Annotated in this window: 28 protein-coding genes; 11 read left to right on the top strand and 17 right to left on the bottom strand. The window is 72.8% G+C overall.

Annotation, left to right across the window (positions count from 1 at the left end):
• Positions 1–5: 5 nt before the first annotated feature.
• A complete protein-coding gene (locus OXR63_RS07875) occupies positions 6–1,376 on the bottom strand; it encodes a hypothetical protein (RefSeq protein WP_267421651.1) in 1,371 nt (456 codons plus the stop codon).
• 105 nt (positions 1,377–1,481) lie between these two features.
• Between OXR63_RS07875 and OXR63_RS07870 the strand changes: the two genes are divergently transcribed.
• Positions 1,482–1,913, top strand: a complete 432-nt coding sequence (locus tag OXR63_RS07870; RefSeq protein WP_194627176.1) for a GNAT family N-acetyltransferase — start codon at positions 1,482–1,484, stop codon at positions 1,911–1,913.
• 172 nt (positions 1,914–2,085) lie between these two features.
• Here the strand turns inward: OXR63_RS07870 and OXR63_RS07865 are convergent, their stop codons facing one another.
• From OXR63_RS07865 to OXR63_RS07855, 3 genes are all read right to left on the bottom strand, one after another.
• Positions 2,086–2,613 (bottom strand): Lrp/AsnC family transcriptional regulator, encoded by a 528-nt coding sequence (locus tag OXR63_RS07865; protein WP_267421650.1) that lies wholly within the window; start codon positions 2,611–2,613, stop codon positions 2,086–2,088.
• Between the two features lie 65 nt (positions 2,614–2,678).
• A complete protein-coding gene (locus OXR63_RS18385) occupies positions 2,679–3,185 on the bottom strand; it encodes a hypothetical protein (RefSeq protein WP_194662313.1) in 507 nt (168 codons plus the stop codon).
• Between the two features lie 47 nt (positions 3,186–3,232).
• Positions 3,233–3,622, bottom strand: a complete 390-nt coding sequence (locus OXR63_RS07855) for a DUF5997 family protein (protein ID WP_071269968.1) — start codon at positions 3,620–3,622, stop codon at positions 3,233–3,235.
• Between the two features lie 33 nt (positions 3,623–3,655).
• On the opposite strand from OXR63_RS07855, the gene OXR63_RS07850 reads away from it, so the two are divergent.
• Complete coding sequence (locus tag OXR63_RS07850; RefSeq protein WP_267421646.1) at positions 3,656–4,453, top strand: LysR family transcriptional regulator substrate-binding protein; 798 nt, start codon at positions 3,656–3,658, stop codon at positions 4,451–4,453.
• Positions 4,450–4,920 (top strand): GNAT family N-acetyltransferase, encoded by a 471-nt coding sequence (locus tag OXR63_RS07845; RefSeq protein WP_267421645.1) that lies wholly within the window; start codon positions 4,450–4,452, stop codon positions 4,918–4,920. The genes OXR63_RS07850 and OXR63_RS07845 overlap by 4 nt, the downstream gene beginning before the upstream one ends.
• Before the next feature lie 15 nt (positions 4,921–4,935).
• Here OXR63_RS07845 and OXR63_RS07840 read toward each other — a convergent pair whose 3' ends face one another.
• Positions 4,936–5,622, bottom strand: coding sequence for a DJ-1/PfpI family protein (locus tag OXR63_RS07840; protein ID WP_267421644.1), 687 nt, complete (start codon positions 5,620–5,622; stop codon positions 4,936–4,938).
• 107 nt (positions 5,623–5,729) lie between these two features.
• The gene (locus OXR63_RS07835; protein ID WP_267421643.1) at positions 5,730–6,329 is read right to left on the bottom strand and encodes a DNA-3-methyladenine glycosylase I; all 600 of its coding nucleotides are present in this window, start codon (positions 6,327–6,329) and stop codon (positions 5,730–5,732) included.
• Positions 6,330–6,384: 55 nt separating this feature from the next.
• Between OXR63_RS07835 and aroQ the strand changes: the two genes are divergently transcribed.
• The gene (gene aroQ, locus OXR63_RS07830) at positions 6,385–6,828 is read left to right on the top strand and encodes a type II 3-dehydroquinate dehydratase (protein WP_267421642.1); all 444 of its coding nucleotides are present in this window, start codon (positions 6,385–6,387) and stop codon (positions 6,826–6,828) included.
• A gap of 216 nt (positions 6,829–7,044) precedes the next feature.
• Here aroQ and OXR63_RS07825 read toward each other — a convergent pair whose 3' ends face one another.
• Positions 7,045–7,641, bottom strand: a complete 597-nt coding sequence (locus OXR63_RS07825) for an NAD(P)H-dependent oxidoreductase (RefSeq protein WP_267421640.1) — start codon at positions 7,639–7,641, stop codon at positions 7,045–7,047.
• 85 nt (positions 7,642–7,726) lie between these two features.
• On the opposite strand from OXR63_RS07825, the gene OXR63_RS07820 reads away from it, so the two are divergent.
• Positions 7,727–8,221, top strand: coding sequence for an MSMEG_6728 family protein (locus tag OXR63_RS07820; protein WP_267421638.1), 495 nt, complete (start codon positions 7,727–7,729; stop codon positions 8,219–8,221).
• On the opposite strand, the gene OXR63_RS07815 is transcribed toward OXR63_RS07820, so the two are convergent.
• The 7 genes from OXR63_RS07815 to OXR63_RS07785 form a co-directional block, all read right to left on the bottom strand.
• Entirely contained in the window at positions 8,181–8,471 is a 291-nt protein-coding gene (locus OXR63_RS07815) for a hypothetical protein (protein ID WP_267421636.1), read from the bottom strand. The genes OXR63_RS07820 and OXR63_RS07815 overlap by 41 nt on opposite strands.
• A gap of 344 nt (positions 8,472–8,815) precedes the next feature.
• A complete protein-coding gene (locus tag OXR63_RS07810; protein ID WP_267421634.1) occupies positions 8,816–9,067 on the bottom strand; it encodes a hypothetical protein in 252 nt (83 codons plus the stop codon).
• An 89-nt stretch (positions 9,068–9,156) separates the two neighbouring features.
• Positions 9,157–10,320, bottom strand: coding sequence for a cysteine desulfurase family protein (locus OXR63_RS07805; protein ID WP_267421632.1), 1,164 nt, complete (start codon positions 10,318–10,320; stop codon positions 9,157–9,159).
• A gap of 5 nt (positions 10,321–10,325) precedes the next feature.
• Complete coding sequence (gene nadC, locus OXR63_RS07800) at positions 10,326–11,258, bottom strand: carboxylating nicotinate-nucleotide diphosphorylase (protein ID WP_267421630.1); 933 nt, start codon at positions 11,256–11,258, stop codon at positions 10,326–10,328.
• Positions 11,255–12,949, bottom strand: a complete 1,695-nt coding sequence (locus OXR63_RS07795; RefSeq protein WP_267421627.1) for an L-aspartate oxidase — start codon at positions 12,947–12,949, stop codon at positions 11,255–11,257. The genes nadC and OXR63_RS07795 overlap by 4 nt, the downstream gene beginning before the upstream one ends.
• 2 nt (positions 12,950–12,951) lie before the next feature.
• Entirely contained in the window at positions 12,952–14,223 is a 1,272-nt protein-coding gene (gene nadA, locus OXR63_RS07790) for a quinolinate synthase NadA (RefSeq protein ID WP_267421625.1), read from the bottom strand.
• Positions 14,224–14,234: 11 nt separating this feature from the next.
• Complete coding sequence (locus OXR63_RS07785) at positions 14,235–14,933, bottom strand: NUDIX hydrolase (RefSeq protein ID WP_267421622.1); 699 nt, start codon at positions 14,931–14,933, stop codon at positions 14,235–14,237.
• 147 nt (positions 14,934–15,080) lie between these two features.
• On the opposite strand from OXR63_RS07785, the gene OXR63_RS07780 reads away from it, so the two are divergent.
• From OXR63_RS07780 to OXR63_RS07770, 3 genes are all read left to right on the top strand, one after another.
• Positions 15,081–15,362, top strand: coding sequence for an acylphosphatase (locus OXR63_RS07780; RefSeq protein ID WP_267421621.1), 282 nt, complete (start codon positions 15,081–15,083; stop codon positions 15,360–15,362).
• 99 nt (positions 15,363–15,461) lie between these two features.
• Positions 15,462–16,952: an MDR family MFS transporter gene (locus OXR63_RS07775; protein WP_267421619.1), complete on the top strand. Its 1,491-nt coding sequence runs from the start codon at positions 15,462–15,464 to the stop codon at positions 16,950–16,952.
• 148 nt (positions 16,953–17,100) lie between these two features.
• Positions 17,101–18,339 (top strand): FAD-binding protein, encoded by a 1,239-nt coding sequence (locus OXR63_RS07770; protein WP_267421617.1) that lies wholly within the window; start codon positions 17,101–17,103, stop codon positions 18,337–18,339.
• Positions 18,340–18,389: 50 nt separating this feature from the next.
• Here the strand turns inward: OXR63_RS07770 and OXR63_RS07765 are convergent, their stop codons facing one another.
• Entirely contained in the window at positions 18,390–18,884 is a 495-nt protein-coding gene (locus OXR63_RS07765) for a 2'-5' RNA ligase family protein (RefSeq protein WP_267421615.1), read from the bottom strand.
• A 178-nt stretch (positions 18,885–19,062) separates the two neighbouring features.
• Here OXR63_RS07765 and OXR63_RS07760 point away from each other — a divergent pair, with 178 nt between their 5' ends.
• The 3 genes from OXR63_RS07760 to OXR63_RS07750 are packed head-to-tail and all read left to right on the top strand — an operon-like array spanning position 19,063 to position 21,712.
• The gene (locus tag OXR63_RS07760; RefSeq protein ID WP_267421613.1) at positions 19,063–20,013 is read left to right on the top strand and encodes a MetQ/NlpA family ABC transporter substrate-binding protein; all 951 of its coding nucleotides are present in this window, start codon (positions 19,063–19,065) and stop codon (positions 20,011–20,013) included.
• Positions 20,013–21,044: a methionine ABC transporter ATP-binding protein gene (locus OXR63_RS07755; RefSeq protein WP_267421611.1), complete on the top strand. Its 1,032-nt coding sequence runs from the start codon at positions 20,013–20,015 to the stop codon at positions 21,042–21,044. The genes OXR63_RS07760 and OXR63_RS07755 overlap by 1 nt, the downstream gene beginning before the upstream one ends.
• Positions 21,041–21,712, top strand: a complete 672-nt coding sequence (locus OXR63_RS07750; RefSeq protein WP_267421609.1) for a methionine ABC transporter permease — start codon at positions 21,041–21,043, stop codon at positions 21,710–21,712. The genes OXR63_RS07755 and OXR63_RS07750 overlap by 4 nt, the downstream gene beginning before the upstream one ends.
• Positions 21,713–22,600: 888 nt before the next feature.
• On the opposite strand, the gene OXR63_RS07745 is transcribed toward OXR63_RS07750, so the two are convergent.
• Both OXR63_RS07745 and OXR63_RS07740 read right to left on the bottom strand, forming a co-directional pair.
• Complete coding sequence (locus OXR63_RS07745; protein ID WP_267421607.1) at positions 22,601–23,392, bottom strand: endonuclease/exonuclease/phosphatase family protein; 792 nt, start codon at positions 23,390–23,392, stop codon at positions 22,601–22,603.
• A 162-nt stretch (positions 23,393–23,554) separates the two neighbouring features.
• On the bottom strand, positions 23,555–24,967 hold the full coding sequence (locus tag OXR63_RS07740; protein WP_267421606.1) for an MFS transporter: 1,413 nt from the start codon (positions 24,965–24,967) through the stop codon (positions 23,555–23,557).
• Between the last annotated feature and the right edge of the window lie 64 nt (positions 24,968–25,031).

Genomic DNA, 25,031 nt, shown 5'->3' with positions numbered 1-25,031 from the left:
CGACCTCAGTCAGGTGCGACGTCGTGGTCGCCGATGACCGACGTGGGGACCACGTCGTCGGCGATCGAGCCGCGAGTCCCCGCGGCGAGGGGGTCCTGGTCGGCGGAGGCGCCGACCATCCCGACGACACCCGCACCGGCGGAGCCGCCGGTCGTGGTGCCGCCGGTGAGTCCGAGTCCGGAGTGGCCGAGCGGCGCGTCTCCGGGAGTCCCCTGCGGGACGAACAGCGCCGTCCCACCGAGCGTCGCCGAGTCCGGCGCGCTCGTGGTCACGGTCGGCACCAGCAGTGGACCGTCCGTCCGGAGCTCCGCTGCCGACCGCACCGACACCGACGCGCGGCGCTCGACGACCGGAGCGGTCGACGCGGGCGCACCCGTCACCGTCGCTGCACCGGCGGTGCGTGTCGACGTCGTGGGTCGCGGGTCAGCGGGTCCGCCAGCCGGTCCGGCCGGCTGCCCCGCCGTTCCGGAGCCGCCACCCACCGGGGGTGCGGGGAGCTGTGGGAGGGGGGTCGAGCCTCCAGGCAGGGTGCCGAGGACCGGTGGGAGCGGGTCGGCCACCACGTCCGGGACGTCGCCGACGACCGTGCCGACATCGCCGAGGACGTCGTCGACGACCCCGGTGACCGGTGCCGTGACGGTGCCGAGCGTGTCGTCTCCGACGACGCTGCCGACGACCGGCAGCGCTCCGACGACACCGTCCAGCGTGTCGACGAGCGACGAGACCGGGCGTGCGCCCGTGAGTCCCTGGACGGTCCCGGTGACGGGACGGAGCAGGGAGGCGACGGTGCCGGTGAGCGGACGGGAGGCCGGGGTGGCGTCCGTCGCGTGGCCCGCGGTCGTCGGGGTGGTCGGGACCACTGCCGGGGCGGGCTGTGTCGGGAGGATCGGCGTGGGGACGTGCGTCGTCGGCACGTGCGTCGTCGGCACGTGCGTCGCGGGGGCCTGCGTCGTCGGAACGGCTGCGGCGGGCTGCTGGTGCGCCGGCGCCGGTGCTGCTGCGATCGGAGCGGGTGCGGCGGGCACCGGCGCTGGGGCCGGCGCGGGTGCCGGCGCGGGTGCCGGACGAACCGGAGCCGGAGCTGCGGGTGCGGGAGCCGGTGCCGGAGCTGCGGGTGTCGGTACGACGACCTGACGGACCGGGGCGACCACGGCACTGACGGCCTGGCCGGCGGTGTTCGTGACGCCGTCGACCACCCCGCCGAGCAGTCCGGAGGACGAGGTCGCGGAGGTCCGGGCGCTCGGAGCGTGCTCGGCGGCGGACGCGGTCTGCGCGCCGAGCGTCAACGAGAGCAGCACGGCGGCGGCGCTGACTCCGGTGCCCACGAGGGCGTACCGGATCGCAGCGCGCCAGGGTGCGCGCAACGGGTTGTCCATGCGCTCACCTCCTGGTCTGGCTGCGCACGTAGAGTGGTTGACCGGCACGGTACGCCCACTTCGGCGCCGCGCACCCGATTTCCCAAGAAAACGTCAGGAACGAAGTTGCCCTCGACCTTCAGCGCCCCCACCCGCAACCTCGACGTCGTCACGTTGCACGAGATCCTCCGGCTCCGTCAGGACGTCTTCGTCGTCGAGCAGGAGTGCGCGTACGGGGACATCGACGGCCGCGACCTCGAGCCCGGCACCATCCAGTTCTGGGCCGGCGAGGGCTCGGTCGACTCGACGCTCCGACTCCTGCGCGAGGACGACGGCACCGAGCGCATCGGCCGCGTCGCCACCGCCGCACACGCTCGTGGCGCCGGCCTCGGGGCAGCGCTGATGCAGGCCGCGATCGCCGAGACCCGCTCCCCCGTCGTGACGCTCAACGCGCAGGCGCACCTCGAGCACTGGTACGGCCGCTTCGGCTTCGTGCGCTCGGGTGAGGACTTCGTCGAGGACGCGATCCCCCACGTCCCGATGACCCGCACGCGCTGACGCGGGGCGGCGCGGCGCGGGGCTGGTGCGGGTGGTTCTGCGCGTGCTCGGTCGTTCCCCGCGTGGCAGGTGGTTCCGCGCGTAGGGAGTCGTTCGTTCCCACCATGCACGCGCGATCCCGCTTCCCATCGCACGCGTCATGGGAAGGACCAGCAGCTCCCGCCAGGGCCGCTCAGGCCTGCCAGCGCCGGAGCTCGTCGTACGACCGTGCCTGCCGCTCCCGGTCCGCGACGAGCCGTTCGAACACGATGTTCGTCTGCGTCGTGGCGACCGAGGGGTCCCCGCTGAGCTCGTCGGCGACGAAGTCCCGCAGCTGCTCGGTCGACGTGCAGGCGATGTGCACGAGGAAGTCCTTGTCCCCCGCCAGGAACGACACGTCGAGCACGACGGGCACCCGCAGCAGGCGCTTGGCGAAGTCGCGGAGCTCGTGCCGTGCGGCCGCGTGGACCCGGACCGACACCATGGCCTCGATCGAGAACCCGAGCCGGGCGACGTCGACGTCCGCTCGGTAGCCACGGATCACGCCGGCGTCCTCGAGCGCCCGGACCCGCGTCAGACAGGTCGACGGAGCGATGCCCACCGCGGCGGCCAACCGGTTGTTCGGGATCCTGGCATCGGCGGCGAGCGTCCAGAGGATGCGCTCGTCGACCTCGTCGAGGCGCGGCGCCGGGTCGGGGCGGCGGACAGGTCGGTCGGACACGCGACCACCGTAGCGCGGGCTCGGCGGCTTTCCCGAGGGAGGCGCGGGCGCGGTCCGTGGGGTCACTACATCGCGAGCGTCATGCCGATCACGGCGACCGTCATCGCGAAGACCTCGCCGCTGCGCACGGACCGACGGTCCTCGCGTCCCCACTCGTACCGCAGCAGCCACCCGCTGAACGCGCAGTAGCCGATCACGCCGCCACCGAGCACGGCCGACAGCGCGATGCCGTGTCCGGCGTGCGGGTCGGCGAGCCCGGAGGCGTGCCCCATCAGGAGCATCCCGGCCATCACGACCGAGGACAGCGCCCGGTGGACGTCCATCGGCTCAGCACGACGACCGTCGGCACGGCGGCGGCGCATGACCGGCAGCGGCGCCAGGAGCAGCAGCACCGTCGCGGCGAGCAGCGTCCACGAGGACCCGGCGTGCACGACGGGCATGAGCATCGCGACGAGCATCACGGCCGCGGGCACGATCACCCCGGGGCGCGGGCGGTACCGGTCCCCGACGATGCAGCACACCGACGCGAACTGCGGCACGACGAGCATGGCGTCGGCGACGGTCTCGTGCACGGGCGGTCCTGGGTCGGTCCGGGCGGGTCAGTTCGTGGTGGAGGGTGTCAGGCCTCGGCGCGGGCGGCGGCCTTGGCGGCACGCTCGTGCTTCACGCGGGCGTTCTCCTCGTGCACGGCGGCCTGGGTCGCACGCTCCTGCACGAGCCACTCGGGCTTCTCCACGAGCAGCTGCTTGATCTCGGCCGTGGTCAGCGCGTCCTCGATGCCGGAGCGGGACAGGCCGGAGATCGAGACGCCGAGCTTCTGGGCGACGACGGGTCGCGGGTGGGGGCCGTCGCGGCGGAGCTCCTCGAGCCACGTCGGCGGCTCGGTCCGGAGTTCCTCGAAGGCGGTCCGCGTGACGGGCGCGTCGCGGAAGGACTCCGGAGCGGCCGACAGCAGGATGCCGAGCTTCTTCGCAGCCGTCTCGGGCTTCATCGTCTGTTCCTGCGCCATGGGGTCAAGGGTACGGCCCCTATGCTCGGTTGCATGACCGTGGCACTCACCATCGCGTTCGTGCCGGGCGTCTCACCCGCCAAGTGGGCCAGGGTCTGGCGCGACCGCTTCCCCTCCGTCGAGCTCCGGCTCCGCCCCGTCGGGCAGGGCGACCTCGTCGCGGCGCTCTCCGCCGAGGAGGACGCCGTGGACATGGTCTTCGCCAGGATGCCCGTGCCCGAGGACCTCCGCGCCATCCCCCTCTGGACCGAGACCGCCGTCGTCGCGACCCCGAAGGACTCGGACCTCGCCAAGGCCACCGAGGTCACACCGGCCCATCTCGAGGCAGTCCACATGATCGACGCCGGGCCCGTCCCGGCCGACGTCGACGCTGCGCTCGACCTCGTCGAGGCGAACGTCGGCGTGGTCGTCCTCCCGCAGTCCCTCTTCCGCAAGGCCAGTCGCAAGGACCTCGTCGCGCGGCCGCTCGCCGACGCCGAGGGCACCCGCGTCGCGCTGGTCTGGCGGGACGAGGACTCCTCCGAGCTGACCGAGGAGTTCATCGGCGTGGTGCGTGGGCGGACCGCCAACAGCTCCCGGAGCCAGCCGGACCAGCCAGGAGGCTCGGAGCGCTCCGCCGACGAGCCCTCGCGTCCGGCGCGTGGTGCGGCGAAGAGCGGCGCCGCGGGCGGCTCCCGGTCTGCGGAGGCACCCGGCGGCAAGGCGAAGGCGAAGTCGCCCGGCGGCGGCAAGTCCGGCGCCGGCAAGAAGTCGAACACCGGCAAGGGCCCCACGCCGGGTCGTGGCAAGATGCGCGGCAAGCCGAGCCGGGGTTCCAAGGGCAACCGGTGACGGACACGCGCCTGCGCGTGATGGCGGCCACGAGCCTCCCGGCCTGGCTCGAGACGACCATGGCCGAGTACGTGGCGTCCCGGATCCGGTCCGGCGAGACCGAGGCGCAGGCCGAGGTCGCCATGCGGAAGTCCGTCGACACGTGGTTCCCGGGTGGCACTCCCGCTCCGGGCCACCACGTGTGGGACGTCGTCGACGGCGACGACACCGTGGTCGGGTCCCTGTGGATCGGGCCGTTCGAGCCGGCGGGCCGTGACTGGTGGGTGTTCGACATCGAGATCGCGGAGGCACACCGGCGTCGTGGGCATGCCCGGCGCGCGCTCGAACAGGCGCACGTCGTCGCGAAGGACGCGGGCGCGGCCTCGATCGGCCTGAACGTGTTCGGCTACAACACTGGCGCCGCCGAGCTCTACGAGCAGCTCGGGTACGGCGTGACCTCCGTGCAGATGAAACTGCCGCTGGACTGACCCGTCACGCGTCGGTCAGGGCAGCACGGCCGCTGCAGCCCGCCCGACGCGGTCGCCGCGCGCTGACTCAGCCGCCGTCCGCGCCGCGGTGACGACCCGGGCGTCGGCACGTTCCGCCGAACCGGCGTCGAACGGCGGGTGCGGGTCGTACTCGATCTGCAGCTGGATGCGCTCCGCCGCCTCCTGGCCGGCGAGCTCGGCCGCGAGCCAGAGCGCCATGTCGATGCCGGCGCTGACCCCGGCCGCGGTGACGACGGCCCCGTCGACGACGTACCGCTCGTCCACCGGCGTCGCCCCGAACGCGGCGAGCATCGGCTTCGAGGCCCAGTGCGTCGTCGCCCGCTTGCCGGCGAGCAACCCGGCTGCTCCGAGGACGAACGCCCCCGTGCACACCGAGGTGACCCAGGTGGCGCGCTCGGCCTCGCGCCGGACGAACGCGATGACGTCCGGGTCGAGCATGGCGTCGAAGGCGCCGTCGCCCCCGGGGACGACCAGGACGTCCGCCGGTGCGGCATCGGCGAGGGTGACGGTCGGCACGAGCGCGAGCCCGCAGTCGCTCGGCACCGGGTCGAGCGTGGCGGCGACGTACTCCACGCGGGCGCCCGGGACACGGCTGAGCACCTGCGCTGGGCCGGTCAGGTCGAGCTGCGTCAGGTCCGGGAAGAGCAGGAACGCGATCCGGACGGTGCTCTCGGTCGTCATGCCCGCGACCCTAGCCCTGGTCGTCTGGTGTCGGGCCGTCGTCCGGTCGTCCGGTCGTCCGGCTGTCCGGCTGTCCGGTGCCGGTCCGTCGTCCGGTGTCGGGCCCTTCAGGCCCAGACGCCCGAGCTGCCGCGGCGGTGACTGCCGACGAGGTGCGTGTCCACGATCCCGAGGGCCTCCATCAGCGCGTGCATGGTCGTCGGCCCGACGAACGCGAACCCGCGCTTCCGCAGGGCCTTCGACAGGGCGACGGACTCCTCGCTCGTCGTCGGGACCTCGGCGAAGCTGCTCGGCTCGGGGGTCGTCGCCGGACGGAAGGACCACACGAAGTCGGCGAGCCCGCCGTCCTCGCGCAGGGCGACCGTGGCGTTCGCGTTGGTGATCGTCGCGAGGATCTTCGCCCGGTTCCGCACGATGCCGGCGTCGGCCATCAGCCGCTCGACGTCCTGCTCCCCGAAGGCAGCGACGGCGTCGGGGTCGAAGTCGGCGAAGGCAGCGCGGAACGCCGGACGCTTTGCGAGGATGGTGCGCCACGACAGTCCGGACTGGAAGGCCTCGAGCGAGAGCCGCTCGAACACGCCCCGCTCGTCGTGGACGGGCATGCCCCACTCGGTGTCGTAATAGTCCCGCAGCATGGGGTCCGTCGACGCCCACACCGGCCGGGCCAGGCCGTCGTCCCCGATCACCAGGTCACTCACGGGGACCATCCTGCCCGACCGACTGGCAGCCGTGACCGCACGTGGTCGTCGGTAGGCTCGCCGCATGACCGAGCAGTCGCGCATCCTCGTCCTCAACGGCCCGAACCTCGACATCCTCGGGCGCCGCGACCCGGAGCAGTACGGCACGGTCACGCTGGCGGACATCGAGGGCATCGTCCGCGCCGAGGCCGAGATCCACGGGCTCGGCGTCGACTTCCGGCAGACCAACCGCGAGGGGGAGCTCGTCGAGTGGCTGCACGAGGCGCTCGACGACTTCGACGGCGTCGTGATCAACCCGGCCGCCTACGCCCACACCTCGGTCGCGCTGCACGACGCCGTCGAGGCGCTGTCCGTCCCCGTGGTCGAGGTCCACATCTCGAACACGTGGAAGCGTGAGCCCTTCCGGCACGTCGACCACGTGGCCACGGCCGCGACCGCGGTCATCGCCGGGGCCGGCGCCGACGGCTATCGTCTGGCCGTGGCGCACCTGGCGTCCCTGCGGCGCTGACTCCTGCCGAGACGCCGGCGTCTCGGCAGCGCGCGGCCGCGAGACACCGGCGTCTCGGCAGTCGCTGTCCGCAAAACACCGGTGTTGCGGCGCGGCGCCGCGGATTTCCCCGGCGTCTTCACCAGACACCGGTGTTCCGCACAGGAGGCTCCGCAAGACACCGGTGTTCCGCGGAGCACGGGCCGGAGCACGGGCCGGGTCTGGCGGGCCCGCGGGTCAGAAGTCGGCGGGGCGTCGGACTTCGGCGGTGGCAGCCGTCGCGAAGCCCCCGCGGATGATGGGGAGCGCGCGCCGTACGGCCTGGTCGATGCGGAGCTCGAGGTCGAGGCTCGTGATGTCGTAGCCGCCCTCGCGCTTGGTGAAGTCGCGCTCGTTGCCGAAGACCCCGAGCGGCAGCGTCGTGGACTGGAAGAAGCCGAACAGCGGACGCATCTGGTGCTCGACGAGCAGCGCGTGCCGGTCGCTCCCGCCCGTCGCGGTCAGGAGCACCGGGGTGTCGACGAGGTCGTACTGTCCGACCCAGTCGAAGAAGAGCTTGAACGCGCCGGAGTAGGCCGCGCGGAACGCGGGGCTGCCGACGACGAGGACGTCGGCGGACTCGACGGCCTCGAGTGCGGCGATGGTCGCCGGTGCCATCGAGGCCCGGTCGGACGAGGCCCCGAGGTCGGCCAGCAGCGGACCGATCTCGACCGTCAGGGTCTGGGCGCCCTCGAGCTCCTCGCCGAGCCGGGCGACCGTGGCCGCGACCAGCGTCGAGGTCCGGGACGGGTCCGATGGGCTGCCGCTGACGCCGACGACGTGTGCTCCGCTCATGGGTTCGATGCTCACACGGGCGCCGAGCGGCTGCTCGCGTGTGACGGCATGTGTCACCCCAGCCGGGCCGCGTACCGTTCGCGGCATGCAGACGTTCCTGCCCTTCGCCGACTTCCGTGCCTCCGCCGAGGTCCTCGACGACAAGCGGCTCGGCAAGCAGCGCGTCGAGACCCTGCAGGTGATGCGCGCGCTGACGCTGCCCGACTACGGCTGGCAGCACCACCCGGTCACGGCCATGTGGCGCGGGTACCGCCCGGCACTGATGGCGTACCAGGACGCGACCTGCTCGGTGTGGCTGGAGCGCGGGTACGCGGACACGTGCCTGGCGAAGACGCTCGAGGACCTGGCCCGGGTTCCCGAGGACCTGGCCGCCTACGAGCGCGGCGACTACCCGCGACCGGCGTGGAACGAGGACGAGCGAGTGCACCTGTCGCACCGCTCGAAGCTCGTGCAGAAGGCGCCGGAGTTCTACCGACCGCTGTTCCCCGACGTGCCCGACGACCTGGACTACGTCTGGCCGGTGCCTTCCGCGAGCGCGCTCAAGCGATCGGCGTCCACCGCGCCCCGTCGCGCCGGGTGACCCGGTCCGACCGGATCTCGACGGTGTCGCGCAGGCCGTCCACCGCGTGTCGGGCGACGGCGACGGCCTCGCTGTCCTCGGCGGCCTCGTAGCGGACGACCGCGCAGGGCACCCCGCGCAGCAGGCGGACGTCCTGGGCCTCGACGACGGTCCGCTCGGCGACGAGTCGGGCGGCCTCGGGCAGGACGGCGTCCGGGGCGACCCCGGGGGCGAGGGCACCGACGGCGAGGGTCACGCGGTAGGAAGGCACGCGGCCACGCTAGCGGCGAGCACCGTGCGAGTTCTGTCGGCCCGTGCGGGTCCGACCACGTGGTGCGGCGCGATGGCGGCGCACGGGGTGGTCGACCTCGCACCGAGCGGCAGGCAGGCAGGCCGCGCCAGCGCGCGGAAGTGCACCCGGGCCCGCCGTGGGGAGCGATGTGGACGTCGTTCAGGGGAATTGACGTCCCGCATGCCCACGGCGGGCCTCGGGTGCAGCGGACGGCGGCGACAGGGGTTCGCCTCGCCCGCTCCGGACGCGGTTTCAGGGTCGCGTCCGGTCTGGTCGCGCCGGATCGGTTCCCATGGGGGTGTCGGAACCGAGGGCGCGGGTCCTCAGAGGTGTTCGGTGTCCTCTCGGTACCGCTCCGACTCGGTCGGAGCAGGCATGGACCGGCAGAGCATCGGGAGCAGGGCGCTCCCGATCGTGGCGAGCGCACCCACGGCGGCGATCAGACCGAGTGGGGCGGTGCCGACGTCGTGTCCGGCTGCCACGGCGAGCGCGACGATGGTCGCCGGTGCCGGGAGGAGCTGCACCGCCCGGAAGCGGTCCTCCCGGAGCGTCCGAGTCGTCATCGCGTTTGCCATGTGAACACTCTGTCGCAGATTGCTTGTCCGCAGAAGGGGGGACAGGACCCCAGAGATGGAGTAGAACGTCTAGTACACCCTCAGCACGGTCAGCCCAGCGCCCGGACGGATGCCACCGCCGAGGCCACCGCGTCGACCACGAGGGGCACGTCCGCCTCGGTCAGCCCGGCGTCGAACGTCAGGCGGACGGCACTCCTGGCGACGTCGTCGGACAGGCCGAGCGCGGTGAGCACGTGCGACGCCTCGGTGCTGCCGGCGGCGCACGCGCTCCCCGAGGACGAGACGACGTCCCGTTGCTCGAGCTCCAGCAGCACCGTCTCGCCGTTGACGCCCGGCAGCTCCGCCGTCGCGAGGAAGCAGAAGGACGCATGCCCGGGGAGCCGAGCGGACGGCGACCCGGTCAGCACCGCGCCCGGCACCCGTGCCAGCACCCCCGCGATCACCGCGTCCCGGGTCACCGTCGCCGTCCGGGCCACCGTGTCGCGCGAACCGTCCGTCAGCGTCAGCGTCAGCGCCACGGCCACCGCGACCGCACCGGCGACGTCCTCGGTGCCGGAGCGCCGACCCCGCTCCTGTCCCCCGCCGTGCACGAGCGGCTCCATCGGCACACCCGCGCGCAGCGCGAGCACGCCGGTGCCCTTCGGGGCGCCGAGCTTGTGGCCGGAGAACGTGAGCGCGTCCACGCCGAGCCGGTCGAGCCCGATCGGCAGCCACGGCGCGGACTGCACGGCGTCGGTGTGGAACCGGGCACCGACCGCGTGTGCGACCGCGGCGAGCGCGGGGACGTCCTGGACGCTGCCGATCTCGTTGTCGGCGTGGGCGATCGACACGAGCGTGGTGTCGGGTCGGAGGGCCTCGGCCAGCACCGCGGGCGCGACCAGCCCGTCCCGGTCGACGGGGAGCACCGTGACGGTGAAGTCGTGGAACCGCGCGAGGTAGTCGCAGCTGGCGAGCACCGCCTCGTGTTCGATCGCACTCGTGACGACGTGCCGTCCCCGGGGTGCGGCGAGCGCCAGGCCCTTCACCGCGGTGTTCGCGCCCTCGGTCCCCCCGGCGGTGAAGACGACCTCGGCGGGGCGGCACCCCAGCACCGCTGCCACCTGGGCCCGGGCGTCGGCGAGACCCCTGGCCGCCTGGTCGCCGATGCCGTGGGTCGAGGACGGGTTGCCGAAGCCCCCGGTGAGCCAGGGCCACATCGCCTCGAGGACCTCGCGGCGGACGGGCGTCGTGGCCGCCCGGTCCAGGTAGAACACGAGCGTCAGTCCAACGGAGCAGCGGCGGACGACGCAGCACCGGGACCCGGCACCGCCACGGCGATGTCCAGCCCGAGGTCGAGCGCCCGCGCCGAGTGCGTCAAGGCCCCCACCGAGATGACGTCGACGCCCGTGGCCGCGATCGCCGCGACGGTCTCGAGCGACACCCCACCGGAGGCCTCGACGAGCGCCCGCCCGGCGACGATGCCGACGCCGGTGACCAGGTCCGCCGGCGTGAAGTTGTCGAGCATGATCGTGTCCACGCCCGCGGCGACGACGGGTTCGACCTGGTCGAGCCGGTCCACCTCGACCTCCAGGTGCACGGTGTGCCCGAGGCGTGCGCGGGCGCCACGGATCGCGTCGCCGATGCCGATCCCGCTCGCGAGCAGCACCGCCAGGTGGTTGTCCTTCGCGAGCACCGCGTCCGACAGCGACGTGCGGTGGTTGTGGCCGCCGCCGCACCGCACCGCGTACCGCTCGAGCGCGCGGAGCCCCGGCGTGGTCTTGCGCGTGTCGACGATCCGCGCGCTCGTGCCGGACACCGCCTCGACGTACCGCGCGGTTGCCGTCGCGATACCCGACATCCGCTGCACCAGGTTCAACGCGACCCGCTCGGCGCGGAGCACGGACCGCGCGGGCCCCGTCACGGTCGCCAGGACGTCCCCCGGCGCGAAGGGAGCGCCGTCGGCGTGGTGCAGCGACACCGCGATCGTCGGGTCGACCGCGTGCATGACCGCGACGACGACCGCACCGCCGCTGAGCACGCCGGCCTCCCGGGCACCGAGCGTCGCGGTGGCCGTCGCGTCCGCGGGGATGAGCGTCTCGCTGGTGACGTCGCCCCACGGGGCGTCCTCCTCGAGTGCAGTGTCGATGACACGTCGGAGCACGTGCGGCGGGACGGTGCCGGGGTCGACGGGCGACGTGGCGGTGCTGGTCATGCGATGGCCTCTTCGGGGACAGGAGCGGGGACGGGAGCGGGAGCAGGAGCAGGAGCAGGAGCAGGAGCCGGAACCGGGGTGGCAGCCGACGTGACGACCCGCGCCCACGCGAGCGACGCGGGAGCACCGGGGTCGGTGTCGGGGTGGTCGGTCCTGGCATGGGCGCCGCGGGACTCCGTGCGGGCCTCGGCAGCGCGCGCGACCAGCCGGGCGAGGTCGAGGAGCGCGCGGTCCTCGTGCGCCCGGACCGTCGTCGGTGCGTCCACGGAGAGCGCGGCGAGCTCGCGACGGGCACCGGCCAGCCCGGCCGCGTCCCGGAGCAGTCCGACGCGGTCGGTCATGACGGACTGCAGCACCCGCCGGACGTCCGCCGGCTCGGCGAGGCGATCGGGGCCTCCCGTCCGTCCCGGGTCACCATCCACCGGACGGGAGGCTCGGACCGGCTCCGGCAGGTCCGTCACCATGGTGACGGGCAGCGTCGCGTCACCGCGAAGCCGGAGCCGAGCGGGCCGTGGGGCACCGAGGGCGTCCGCGGCGCGGACCGCGAAGACGAGGCCCTCGAGCAGGGAGTTGGAGGCGAGGCGGTTGGCGCCGTGGACGCCGGTGCAGGCGACCTCGCCGACGGCGGACAGGCCGGGCAGGCTCGTGCGGCCCTCGGCGTCGGTGGCGACGCCGCCCATGGAGTAGTGCGCGGCGGGGGCGACCGGAACGCCCTCCCGGGTCCAGTCGAAGCCGGCGGCCCGGGTGGCACGGGTGAGGCCGGGGAAGCGTCCGACGAGGAAGGCGGCGTCGAGGCCGGTGGCGTCGAGGAAGACCGCGCCGTGGTCACGGATCGCGGCGGCGATCCCCCGAGCGACCACGTCGCGAGGGGCGAGTTCGGCGTCGTGGTGCAGGTCGCGCATGAAGCGGTGGCCGCGGGCGTCGCGGAGGACCGCGCCCTCGCCGCGGACGGCCTCGGAGACGAGTCCGCCGCCGGGGACCGCGAGGCGGGTCGGGTGGAACTGCACGTACTCCAGGTCCGCCAGGACCGCCCCGGCACGCCACGCGGCTGCGGCCCCGTCACCCGTCGCGACGAGCGGGTTCGTCGTCTCGCGGTACAGGTGGCCGGCTCCCCCGGAGGCGAGCACGACCGCGTCGGCGTCGATCCGTCGGGGTTCGCCGAGCAGGTCGAGCACGTCGACGCCGACGACGGTGCCGTCCCGCAGGACGAGGTCGGTGAGGCAGGTGCGCTCGAGGATCGTGACGTGTCGGCGGTGGAGCGCGGCGATGAGGGTCCGTTCGATCGCGGCGCCCGTCGCGTCGCCGGCGGCGTGGACGACGCGCCAGCGCCCGTGCGCTGCCTCGCGCCCGCGGGCCAGGTCGTCGCCGTGGCGGTCGAGGCTGCCCGGGTCGTCGGTGCGGTCGAACGGCACACCGAGGGCGAGCAGGTCACGCACGCGGGCGGGGCCGTCGGTGCAGAGCACGTCGACCGCGCGGGCGTCCGCGCTGCCAGCCGCGGCGACGTGCGTGTCGGCCGCGTGCAGGGTCGCCGAGTCGTCGGTGCCGAGCGCGACGGCGATCCCACCCTGTGCGTGGCTCGTCGCGGCGTCGGCCAGGGCCCCCTTCGTCACGAGGGTGACGTCGTGGCGGGCACTGGCGCGGATGGCGGCGGTGAGCCCGGCGATGCCGGAGCCGACGATGACGACGTGCACGGTCAGGCCCTCGGCTTGGCTGCCAGCATGCGCTCGAGCGCGACCTTGGCGTCCGCCTTGACCGCGTCCGGCACGACGATCTCGTTGAGGACCTCGCCGCGCACCAGCGCCTCGAGCACCCACGCCAGGTAGCCCGGGTGGATCCGGTACATCGTCGAGCACGGGCAGACGACCGGGTCGAGGCAGAAGATCCGGTGCTGCGGGTACTCCGCCGCCAGCCGGTTGACCATGTTGATCTCCGTGCCGATCGCGAAGGTCGTCGGTTCCGTGGCCGCCGCGACGGTCTTCCGGATCAGGTCGGTGCTGCCGGCGACGTCCGCGGCGTCGACGACGGCCATCGGGCACTCCGGGTGGACGATCACCGTCACGCCGGGGTGGTCACGACGCGCCTGCTCGATCTGGTCGACCGTGAAGCGGCGGTGGACCGAGCAGAAGCCGTGCCACAGGACGACCTTCGCCGCGAGCAGGTCCGCCGCGGTGTTGCCGCCACCCGGCAGCCGGGGATTCCACATGGGCATCAGGTCGGTGCTGATGCCCATCGCCTTCGCGGTGTTCCGGCCGAGGTGCTGGTCGGGGAAGAACAGGACGCGCTGACCCCGCTCGAACGCCCACTCGAGCACGGTCGCCGCGTTGGAGGACGTGCACACGATGCCGCCGTGCCGACCGCAGAAGGCCTTGAGGTCGGCCGCCGAGTTCATGTACGTGACGGGGATGACCGGCACGCGGCCGTCGGCGTCCGGTTCGGTGCCGTAGACGGCCTCGAGCTCGGCCCAGGCGGCCTCGACGCTGTCGATGTCGGCCATGTCCGCCATCGAGCACCCGGCGGCCAGGTTCGGCAGGATGACCCGCTGGTCGTCCCTGGCCAGGACGTCGGCGGTCTCGGCCATGAAGTGCACGCCGCAGAAGACGATCGCCTCGGCGTCGGGCTTGGTCAGCGCGGCGTTGGCGAGCTGGAACGAGTCGCCGAGGAAGTCCGCGTGCCGGACCACCTCGTCGCGCTGGTAGAAGTGCCCGAGGACGACGACCCGGTCGCCGAGCGTCGCCTTCGCCCGCTCGATTCGCGCGTGGAGCTCCTCGACCGGCGCCTGCTTGTACTCCTCGGGCAGGACCCCCTGGCGCGGGGCGGTGGTGGGGATGACGTCGGACATCGACGAGCCCGGGCCGTAGCCGGGGCGGGCGTCGAAGTCCCACGTCGGCATCGCGAGGTCGGGCGTGCAGGTGCTGCCCTCGGCGCGGCCGTTGGAGATCAGTTCGATGGTGGTGGCGATGGACACGGTGGTTCCCGTCAGGTCGTGCGGGTGGTGGGGCCGGACTGCAGCGGGCCGTTGTCCGCGTAGGCCAGGTCGGGGTTCGAGCGGTACAGGCGGGCCGGACGGTGCCGGTCCCCGCTCGTGGTCTCGTCGGTGGCGATCACCGCGTCGGACTGCGCGACCTGCCGCCGGAAGTTGGCGGGGTCGAGCGTGCGGCCGAGCACGGCCTCGTACACGCCGCGGAGCTCGGCGAGGGTGAAGCGGTCGCCGAGGAACGCCTGCGCGATCCGCGAGTAGGACATCTTCGTGCGGAGCCGCCACAGGGCGTACTCGGCGATGCGGTCGTGGTCGAACGCGAGCGGCGGGTGCTCGTCCGCCAGGAACCAGCGCACGTTCCAGTCGTCGGGCACCGAGCTGGCCTCGGCCGGACGGACGAGGGCCCAGTACACGATCGACACGACCCGGGTCGGGGAACGGTCCACGTCACCGAACGCGTAGAGCTGCTCGAGGTAGCGCGGCTGGACGTTCGTCGTCTCGCGGAGCCGGGCGGCGGCGGAGTCCTCGAGCCCCTCGTCCGCACCGACCCACCCGCCGGGCAGTGCCCACGACCCCTCGTACGGCTCGGCCGTGCGCCGGACCAACGGCATCCACAGCGCCGGTGCCCCGGTGTCGGGATGTGGGCGCAGGGCCACGATCACGGTGGAGACCGCGAGGCGGATCCCGGTGTCGTCCATGTTCGGGTCATCCTGACTGTAAGTGTTGGGGTTGAGAGGACACTATCACCGACGACGACACGCGGCGACACCTGGCGGAAACACTCCGACATCCACCGGAAGCACGGCGGTGACCGGCGGGAAACTCAGGCCGCCTACATTGGCGACATGACAACGGTGACCAGGGTGCACGTCGTCGTCACGGGGACGGTCCAGGGGGTCGGTTTCCGCTGGTGGACGGCACGCAAGGCAGACGGGCTCGAACTCGCGGGGTACGCGCGGAACCTCTTCGACGGCACGGTGGAGGTCGAGGCCGAGGGGCCCTCGGCCGCCGTCGACGCCCTGGTCGAGATGCTCCGGACCGGACCGCCGGCCGCCACGGTGACGGACGTGTCGACCCGACCGGTCGTCCCGCACGGGGACACCGAGCGGTTCGACATCCTGCGCTGAGCGGCCAGACCGAGATCGATCGGCGCGTCGCGGAATGATCGAGAACACTCAGGTGCTGCACCGGTGGCACTGCCCATCGACTCTCGTTCGGAGCCACACATGACCGACCACGCCATCGACACCGCTCAGCGGACCGGGTCGCAGCCCGCTCCGGTGCGGTCCGCGGCCGACGACCGACTCGTGATCGGGCTGCTCCTGGTCTCGGCGTTCGTCGTGATCCTCAACGAGACGATCATGGGTGTGGCGCTGCCGCGGCTCATGGACGACCTCGACATCAGCGCCGCGACCGGGCAGTGGCTCACCACCGGCTTCCTGCTGACCATGGCCGTCGTCATCCCGATCACCGGGTTCCTGATCCAGCGCTTCAACACCCGGCCGGTGTTCGTCTGGGCGATGAGCCTGTTCTCCGCCGGCACGCTCATCGCGCTGCTCGCCCCCGGGTTCTCCGTGCTGCTCATCGGCCGCATCGTGCAGGCCAGCGGCACCGCGATCATGATGCCGCTGCTCATGACCACCGTCCTCACCCTCATCGACCCCGCGCACCGCGGCCGCGTGATGGGGAACATCTCGATCGTCATCTCGGTCGCCCCCGCCGTCGGCCCGACGATCTCCGGTCTGATCCTCAACGCGTTCTCGTGGCGCTGGCTGTTCGGCTTCGTGCTGCCCATCGCCGTCGCCGCGCTGATCCTCGGCATGGTGAAGGTCCGCAACGTCGGCACCCCGCGGAAGGCCCCGCTCGACGTGGCCTCGGTCATCCTGTCGGCGTTCGCGTTCGGCGGGATCGTCTACGGCCTGTCGAGCATCGGTGAGATCGCGACGACCGGCCCGGTGATGCCGGTCACGGCCCTGGTCATCGGTGCCGTCGCCCTCGCGCTGTTCATCATCCGGCAGACGCGCCTGCAGCGGAGCGACAGCGCCCTGCTGGACCTGCGCACGTTCCAGACGAAGGGCTTCACCGTCCCGATCATCGGGATGGGCCTGAGCTTCCTGGTGATGCTCGGCACGCTGATCCTCCTGCCGATCTACCTGGAGCGCGTCCTCGGGCTCGAGGTCCTGAGCGTCGGGCTCCTGCTGCTCCCCGGTGGCCTGCTCATGGGGCTGCTCTCCCCGATCGTCGGCCGCATCTACGACCGTCGCGGTCCGCGGGTCCTCCTGATCCCGGGTGCGGTCATCATCGCCGTGGTGCTCTTCGCCCTGTCGACGGTCGGCACGGACACGAGCGTGTGGTTCGTCCTCGCCGCGCACGTCGTCCTGAGCATCGGCCTCGCGCTGAGCTTCACGCCGCTGTTCACCGCGGCGCTCGGCGGCCTGCCCCCGAAGCTCTACTCGCACGGCAGCGCGGTGCTCGGCACGGCGCAGCAGCTCGCCGGTGCTGCCGGTACGGCCCTGTTCATCACGCTCCTGACCATCGGCGCGGCGACGGCGACCGCTGGGTCCGGCGCCGACGGCCTGGCCGAGGCGACGGCCTCCGGCGTCCGCACGGCGTTCCTCGTCGGCGGGATCATCTCCCTGTTCACGATCCTGGCGGCCTGCTTCGTGCGGAAGCCCGTCGTCCCCGAGGGCGCCCCGACGCCCCCGATGGCGCACTAGCCAGCACCGCGCTGACCCACCGGCGCGCACTGCACCACGGAACGGACACGGCACCGCGCATCTGCACGGTGTGGTGTCCGTTCCGTGGTTTCGTGGTTCCGTGCAGAGTGCGCCCACGCCACACACCGGCAGGTGGCATCGTGGGCGCATGCACTCGACGACGAGCGAGCTCAACTGGTCCGGCACCGTCACGTACACCGCGGAGCGCGTCGTCCGTCCGACCTCCCTCGACGAGGTCGCCGACGTCGTCGCCCGGGCGTCGCGCATCCACGGCCTCGGCACGCGCCACTCGTTCAACGACGTCGCGGACACCCCGGGCGTGCTGCTCGACCTGACCGGCATCCCCACCGACCTGGTGATCGGTGACGACGGCACCACCGCCACCCTCGGTGCCGGCACCCGCTACGGCCGGGTCGCCCCCGAGCTCGACGCCGCCGGCCTCGCCCTGCACAACATGGGCTCGCTCCCCCACATCTCCGTCGGCGGCGCGATCGCCACCGGCACGCACGGCTCCGGCACGACCCTCGGCTCGCTGTCCACCGCGGTCCGCGCACTCGAGGTCATCGGCCCCGACGGCAGCACCCGCACCCTCCGCCGCGGCGACGCGGACTTCGCCGGCAGCGTCCTGCACCTCGGGCTGTTCGGCATCGTCACCCGGGTCACGCTCGACGTCGAGCCCGCGTACCGGATGCGCCAGGACACCTACGGGCCGTTCCCCTGGCGCACGTTCCTCGACCACGCCGCCGAGATCCACGCCGCCGGGTACTCCGTCTGCGCGTACACCCGCTTCGGGGAAGAGATCAGCGAGGTCCTGGTGAAGTCCCGCGTGGACACGACGGACGACGTCCCGGACACCCTGTTCGGCGCCCCGCGACTCCCCGGCAGCCCCGGCGACGACCACCACACCGCGCGTGACGGCTCCGTCGGCCCGTGGTGGGACCGCCTGCCGCACTTCCCCATCGACTCCGTCCCCTCCCACGGCTCCGAGGTGCAGAGCGAGCACTTCGTCCCGCTCCGGCACGCGGCGGCAGCGCTCGACGCCCTCCGCGGCCTGGCCGACCGCATCCAGCCGCACCTGCACGTCGCGGAGCTCCGCACCATGGCCGCCGACGACCTGTGGCTCAGCCCGTCCCAGGGCGAGGACACGTTCTGCATCGCCTTCACGTGGCAGAAGCACCCCGAGGAGGTCGCCGCCCTGCTCCCCGACCTCGAAGCCCGGCTCGCCCCGTTCGGCGGCCGCCCGCACTGGGGCAAGATGAGCTCCCTCGACGGCGACGCGGTCGCAGCGCTCTACCCCCGCCTGCCGGACGTCCGCGCGCTCATCGCGCGCGCCGACCCGCACCGGACGTTCGCGTCCGCGTTCGGCGAGCGGGTCCTGCGGGCCTGATCCGAGCCTCCAGACCGGCCGGGAGGCCCGCTGCCGGTCCGCCACCCGGCTCACGGGAGCTGCGTGACCACCTTCGCGTCGCCGTCCCAGTGACGGAGGCCGCCCACGGTGAGCACCTCGGGCAGGGGCGCGTCTGCGGTGAGCACCCGGAGCGCCGCGGGCAGGTCGACGTCGCGGATGCGCCGGGCGAGGGTGACGTGCGGGGCCCAGCGACCAGGCAGCGACGAGTCGAGGGACCCGGGAGCGGCCGCGTGGACCGCGCAGTGGTACCGGGCGAGCGGCTCGTCGACGACCACGCCGAGGCCGAGCACGTGTCGACCGGGTCCGGCGGGGAAGAGCAGGACGCCGGCGACGCGGAGGGCCTCCGGCAGCGTGGCGTCGACCTCGGTCGGGACGGGCAGCGTCTCCCCCGCGGCGAGCGTGACGTGCGGGTCGTTCGTGCCGGAGTGGCCGAGGCTCGGGAGCTCCGCGGCGACGAGGGTCTGCCACAGCGCGCGCACCGCCGCGTCCGAGGGGCCGTCGAGGACGAGTTCGATGCTGCGCACCCGTCCGAGTCTGCCCGTGGCGGCTGCGCGGGCTCCGCGTCGGGCCGCCCGGGCTCCGCGGGCTCCGCGACGGCGGCGCGTAACACGGCGGAACGCAAGTCGACCATGCTCCCGCCGGCGGCCACACTCGTGGTCAGTCCACGAGCGTGTGACCCCGCCGACCCACGAGGAGCACCCCATGAGCGCACCCGCACTGCCCGCCAAGCCGAAGCGCAAGCGCCCGATCGGCTGGATCGTCGCCGCGGCGGTCGTCATCGTCGCGGTCATCGTGGCGATCGTCGTGGTCGCCGTCCGGAACGGTGGCGACGACACCGCCGGGTCCGCGTCGAGCGCCGCACCGAAGACCGTGTCGATCGGTGTCTCGGACAAGTCCCTGCCGTACTGGAAGACGTACGTGGACCTCGCGAAGAAGCAGCTGAACGTCACCGTGCAGCTCAAGAACTTCTCGGACTACTCGCTGCCGAACCCGGCGCTCAAGGACAAGCAGATCGACATCAACCAGTTCCAGCACATCCAGTACCTGGCGAACTACAACGTCACCTCGGACGACGACCTGCAGCCCATCGGCGCGACGGCCGTCTACCCGCTGCCGCTGTACTCGACGAAGGTCTCGGACGTCAAGGACTTCGCCGAGGGCGCGAAGATCGCCATCCCGAACGACGCCATCAACGAGGCCCGGGCGCTCCTGGTGCTGCAGTCGGCGAAGCTGCTCGAGCTGAAGGACGGCGGCAACGCGTTCTCCACCGTCGCCGACATCACCTCGCACAAGGTCGACGTGCAGCCGCTCGACGCCTCGCAGACCGCGAACGCGCTGCAGCAGGGCTCGGTCGAGGGCTCGATCGTCAACGTGAACTACGCCACGTCCGCCGGGCTCGACACCAAGGACGCGATCTTCCAGGACGACCCGAAGAGCGCCTCGGCCGCCCCGTACGTGAACGTGTTCGCCACGCGGAACGCCGACAAGGACAACGCCACCTACCTCGACCTCGCGAAGCTGTTCCAGGACAAGGCGGTGCAGGAGGTGTTCGCGAAGGACTACCCCGACGCGGTGCCGAGCGACGAGAGCGCCGCTGCCCTGCAGCAGGAGCTCACGACGGTCGAGAAGGACGCGAAGGCGGCAACGAAGTAGTGGCTGCCCTCGTCGAACTCCGCGGCGTCTCGAAGAGCTACCGCCGCGCCGACACCGGCGAGACCGTCGCCGCCGTCGAGGACGTCACCCTCGACGTCGAACAGGGTGAGGTCCTCGGCGTCATCGGGTACTCCGGTGCCGGCAAGTCCACCCTGGTCCGCCTGGTCAACGCACTCGAACTGCCCACGGCGGGCACGGTCACGGTCGCCGGTCAGGAGCTGACGGCCATCCCCGAGCGGGACCGCCGGCTGGCGCGGCGCCGGATCGGGATGATCTTCCAGCAGTTCAACCTGTTCCGCTCCCGCACCATCGCCGGCAACGTGGCGTATCCCCTCAAGGTCGCCGGTGTCGCGAAGGACGAGCGGGACCGCCGCGTGGCCGAGCTGCTCGACTTCGTGGGACTGCTCGACCGCGCCCATGCCTACCCCGAGCAGCTCTCCGGCGGGCAGAAGCAGCGCGTCGGCATCGCCCGGGCGCTGGCGGCGGGCCCCGAGCTGCTGCTGGCCGACGAGGCCACGAGCGCGCTCGACCCGGAGACCACCTCGGAGGTGCTCGCGCTCCTCCGCCGGGTGAACCGGGAGCTCGGCGTCACGATCATCGTCATCACGCACGAGATGGACGCCGTCCGGCAGATCGCCGACCGGGTCGCCGTCATGGAGCAGGGCCGCGTGGTCGAGGTCGGCGACGTCTACGACGTGTTCTCCACGCCGGAGACCGACGCCGCGCAGCGCTTCGTCCGCACGGCACTGCACGACCGGCCCTCCGCGGAGACGCTGGTCCGGCTGCGCGAGCGGCACCCGGGACGCCTGGTCACGGTGCAGATCACCGACGAGGCCGGGCTGCAGAACCGCATCGACCAGGCGTTCCGCACCGCGGGCGTCACCGCCGAGCTGGTCTACGGCGGCGTCGGCGAGATCCGGGAGCGCCGGATCGGGTCGCTGACGTACGAGCTGAGCGGTGGCGAGGTCGACGGTGCCCTCACCGCACTCCGCGCCGCGGGTGTCACCACCGACGAGGAGGACGGACGATGAACAACTCCTTCCAGAGCGTGATCGACACGTTCGACGTCTTCCTGTCCTCGGTGCGCGACACCATCGTGATGTCGATCGTCTCCCTGGTGATCGCCGGGCTCATCGGCCTGGCGCTGGGCCTGGCCCTGTACGCCACACGGCCGGGCAACCTGCTCGGCAGCCGCACCGCGTACACGGTGATCAACCTGCTCGTGAACCTGGTGCGGCCCATCCCGTTCGTGATCTTCCTCGCCGCGATCGCACCCCTGTCCCGCGTCGTCGTGCAGACCACGATCGGCGTGCCCGCGGTCACGTTCGCGATCTCCCTCGCGGCGTCGTTCGCCGTCGCCCGCATCGTGGAGCAGAACCTGCTGTCGGTCGACCCCGGCGTGGTCGAGGCCGCCCGGGCCTCCGGCGCGCACCCCGTGTCGATCCTGCTGACCGTGCTCATCCCCGAGGGCCTCGGGCCGCTCATCCTCGGCTACACGTTCATCTTCATCGGCATCGTGGACATGACGGCGCAGGGTGCACTCATCGGCGGCGGTGGTCTCGGCGAGTACGCGATCACCTACGGCTCGCAGCGCTACGACTGGTGGATCGTCTACGTCTCCGTGGCCGCGATCGTCATCATCGTGCAGCTCGGCCAGTTCATCGGCAACCGGTTGGCGCGCGCGACGCTCCGTCGCTGAGGCGGGCGCGACTTCGCTGAGATCGCACTTCGTGTCGCCTCCCCCGTCCCGGAGGCGACACGAACCGCGATCTCACCCCGCCGGCGGGGCCGGCAGCGCGGTCACGCGCCGCGCGAGGCGGGGCCGCACCGAGCCTCCCGGCCGGTCACCGGACGCCGGACGTCGGACGTCGGACGTCGGTCGGAGCGTCGGGCTGCGCCCGCTCGGCTCGGTGAGATCGCACCCCGTGTCGGGTTCTCGGGACCCGAGGCGACACGAAGTGCGATCTCACCAGACCCACGGACGGGAGGCTCGGGGCGCGCCCGTCTCGCCGCCTCCGGTCCGCCGACCGGTCACGACACCCCGCTCACGTCCGCCGAGCGGTCGGTCGTCGTCGGCCGCGAGGCCGCCGAGCGACGGGCTCCGCCCACTCGGCACGCACCCGCCGGGGTGTCGCGACCACTCGGTTCGGTGAGATCGCACGTCGTGTCGGGTCCCCGGACCCCATGGCGACACCAACCGCGATCTCGCCGGGTTGGCGAGGCGGGGCCGCGCCGAGCCTCCCGACCGGTCACGACACCCCGGTCACGTCCGACGAGCGGCCAGCGGACGTCGGTCGGGCCGTCGCAGAGCGACCGGCTCCGCCCACTCGCGCGCCGGTGAGATCGCACTCCGTGTCGGCTCCCTGCTGCGCGAGGCGACACGGACTGCGATCTCACCGGACACCCGGACGGGAGGCTCGGGGCGCGCCAGCCCCGCTGCCTCCGGTCCGCCGACCGGTCACGACACCCCGCTCACGTCCGACGGGCGGTCAGCGGACGTCGGTCGGGTCGTCGCCGAGCGACGGGCTCCGCCCTCTCGGCGCGCACCAGACGGGGTGTCGCGACCAGTCGGCCCGCGCGGCGCGGGTCAGGCGGCGGGGTCTGCCGCCACGGCGCCCGCGGCGGACGAGCCGGCACCGGCCGCCGCCGGGGTCTCGTAGTGCGCCCGCACCAGGATCGGTCGGTGGTCGGAGATGCCGGCGGGCAGGGTCTCCACGCCGGCGATGTGCAGCCCGACGCTCGTGGCGAAGTCGAAGTGGCCGGTGAACTTGCGGTAGCGCAGGTAGGTCGGCTGGTCCGAGAGCGACAGCGCGAAGCCGTGCGACTCGATCTTCCGGCGCAGGTTCGTCTGGAACCAGGGGTAGTTGAAGTCGCCGACCATGATCGCCGGGGCCTCGCTCGAGAGGTCGCGGACGAACTGGTGCGCAGCCTCGATCTGCTTGCGGCGCAGGGAGTTCGTGGCGGTGAGCGGCGAGGCGTGGAACGAGGCGACGATGACGTCGGTGTCGGCCTCGGCGTCGCGGAGGTGCATGGCGATGAGCCGCTCGTGCGCGGGTGCGAGGACCCGGTCGTGCAGGGACTTCTGCAGGGAGTGCACGCGGAAGTCCCGGAGCTCGAAGCGGTCGTCGCGCTTGTAGATGGCGAGGCCGAGGCGGTTCGCCTTCGTCGACGCGGCGAGCGTCAGGCCGCCGATGGACGGCGCCAGGTCGTTGCTGTCGCACTCCTGCACGCAGAGCACGTCGGCCTGGGACGACTCGGCGAGGGCGGCGAGCTCGCTGTTCGCGGTGTGCTCCCGCAGGTTGTAGCTGACGACGCGGATCGCGGTGGGTTGGACGTCGGTGTCCATCGGGATGGTCCCCTCGTGGTCTGGCACGGGCATGCTGCCTTCCTTCCGGAGCCGGGTCCCTGCGTCCCGCTCAGTCTGCCGCCGCAACGGTACTCGGCGTCTGCAAGCAGTTGCTGTGACTGTATCGGCTGGCGGTTTCGTGCGCGTGACGAGCGCGCGAACAGGCGGCCGCCCGCTCGACGAGCGCGCGAACGGTCAGGCCCGCACGCGCTGCCGACGCGCAGGACGGATGGCCTCACCGGCTGAGCGGCTCATCAGGACGCCCTCGACCAGGGCCACGACGAGCAGCACGGCGATGACCCAGAAGGCGACGGCGTAGGCCCCGGAGCCCTCGAGCCCGGCGCCCGCCCGGATGACGACGGCCGCGACGGCCACCCCGAACCCGGCGGCGGTCTGCTGCAGCGTCGAGGACAGCGTGTTCGCCGGGGTCATGTCGGCCTGCTCGACGTCGGCGAAGGCGATGGTGTTGTACGCGGTGAAACCGACGGACCGGGCGGCACCGCTCACGACGAGGAGCACGGCGAGCAGCCAGAACGGGGTGTCCGGCGTCAGGAAGGCCATCGCCACGACGGTCAGCGCGGCGATCCCGGCGGACACGATGATCACCGGTCGGTACCCGAACCAGCGGAGCAGCGGGGTGGTCGCGGGCTTGATGCCGAGGTTGCCGACGAAGACGAACAGCACGGCACTGCCGGCCTCGAGCGCCGTCCACCCCCAAGCGTCCTGGAACAGCAGCGGCAGCACGAACGGCACCGCGGAGACGGCCAGGCGGAACAGGCTGCCGCCGGCGTGCGACACCCGGAAGGTCTCGAGCCGGAACGCGTCGAGCCCCATGATCGGATGCGGCACCCGGCGGAAGTGCCGGATGGCGAGCCACGTGCAGACGGCTCCCACGACACCGGACACGACCACGGCCACCACCGGCACGGTGTCGAGCGCCAGCAGCGAGGCCATCACCACGAGGGCGCCGAGCCCGAAGCACGCCAGCAGCGACCCGCGCCAGTCGAACGGCACGCGCTGGGCGGCTCGCTCCTGTGGCACGAGCACGAGCGCGGCGACGAACGCGATCACCCCGAGCGGCAGGTTGACCAGGAAGATCCAGTGCCAGGAGAGGGTGTCCACGAGCACACCGCCGACGAACGGCGCGATGATCGGTGCCGCCAGAGCCGGCCAGGTGAGGATCGCGATGGCCGTGACGAGCTGGTCCTTGCCGGCGCTCCGCAGCACGACGAGCCGCCCGACGGGCACCATGAGCGCTCCGCCGACGCCCTGCAGGATCCGCCAGAGCGTCAGGTCGACGAGTCCCGTGGACAGCGCGCACAGACCGGAGGAGACGGTGAACACCGCGATCGCGGCGGCGAACACCGTGCGCGAGCCGACCCGGTCCGTCAGCCACCCGCTCACCGGGATGAGCACGGCGAGGGTCACGAGGTAGGCGGTGATCGCGATGCCGATCGCCGCGGAGTCGACGCCGAGGTCGCGCCCCATCGCGGGGGCCGCCGTGGCGAGGATCGTGCCGTCGAGGAGCTCCATGAAGAAGGTCCCCGCGACGAGCACCGCCACCGCCGTGCTGCCCGTGCGTCGTCTGGCCGATGTCGTCGTCGTCATGTCTCCCGAATGCTATGCCCGGGTCCGCCGCGGTGACGCCACGACGACGTCAGGTCCCGCCCCC

It is taken from the genome of Curtobacterium sp. GC_Cur_3 (assembly GCF_026544205.1).
Taxonomy (GTDB): Bacteria; Actinomycetota; Actinomycetes; order Actinomycetales; family Microbacteriaceae; genus Curtobacterium.
The sequence above is the reverse complement of the archived record's forward strand: the minus strand, read 5'-3'. Positions and strand labels throughout refer to the sequence as shown.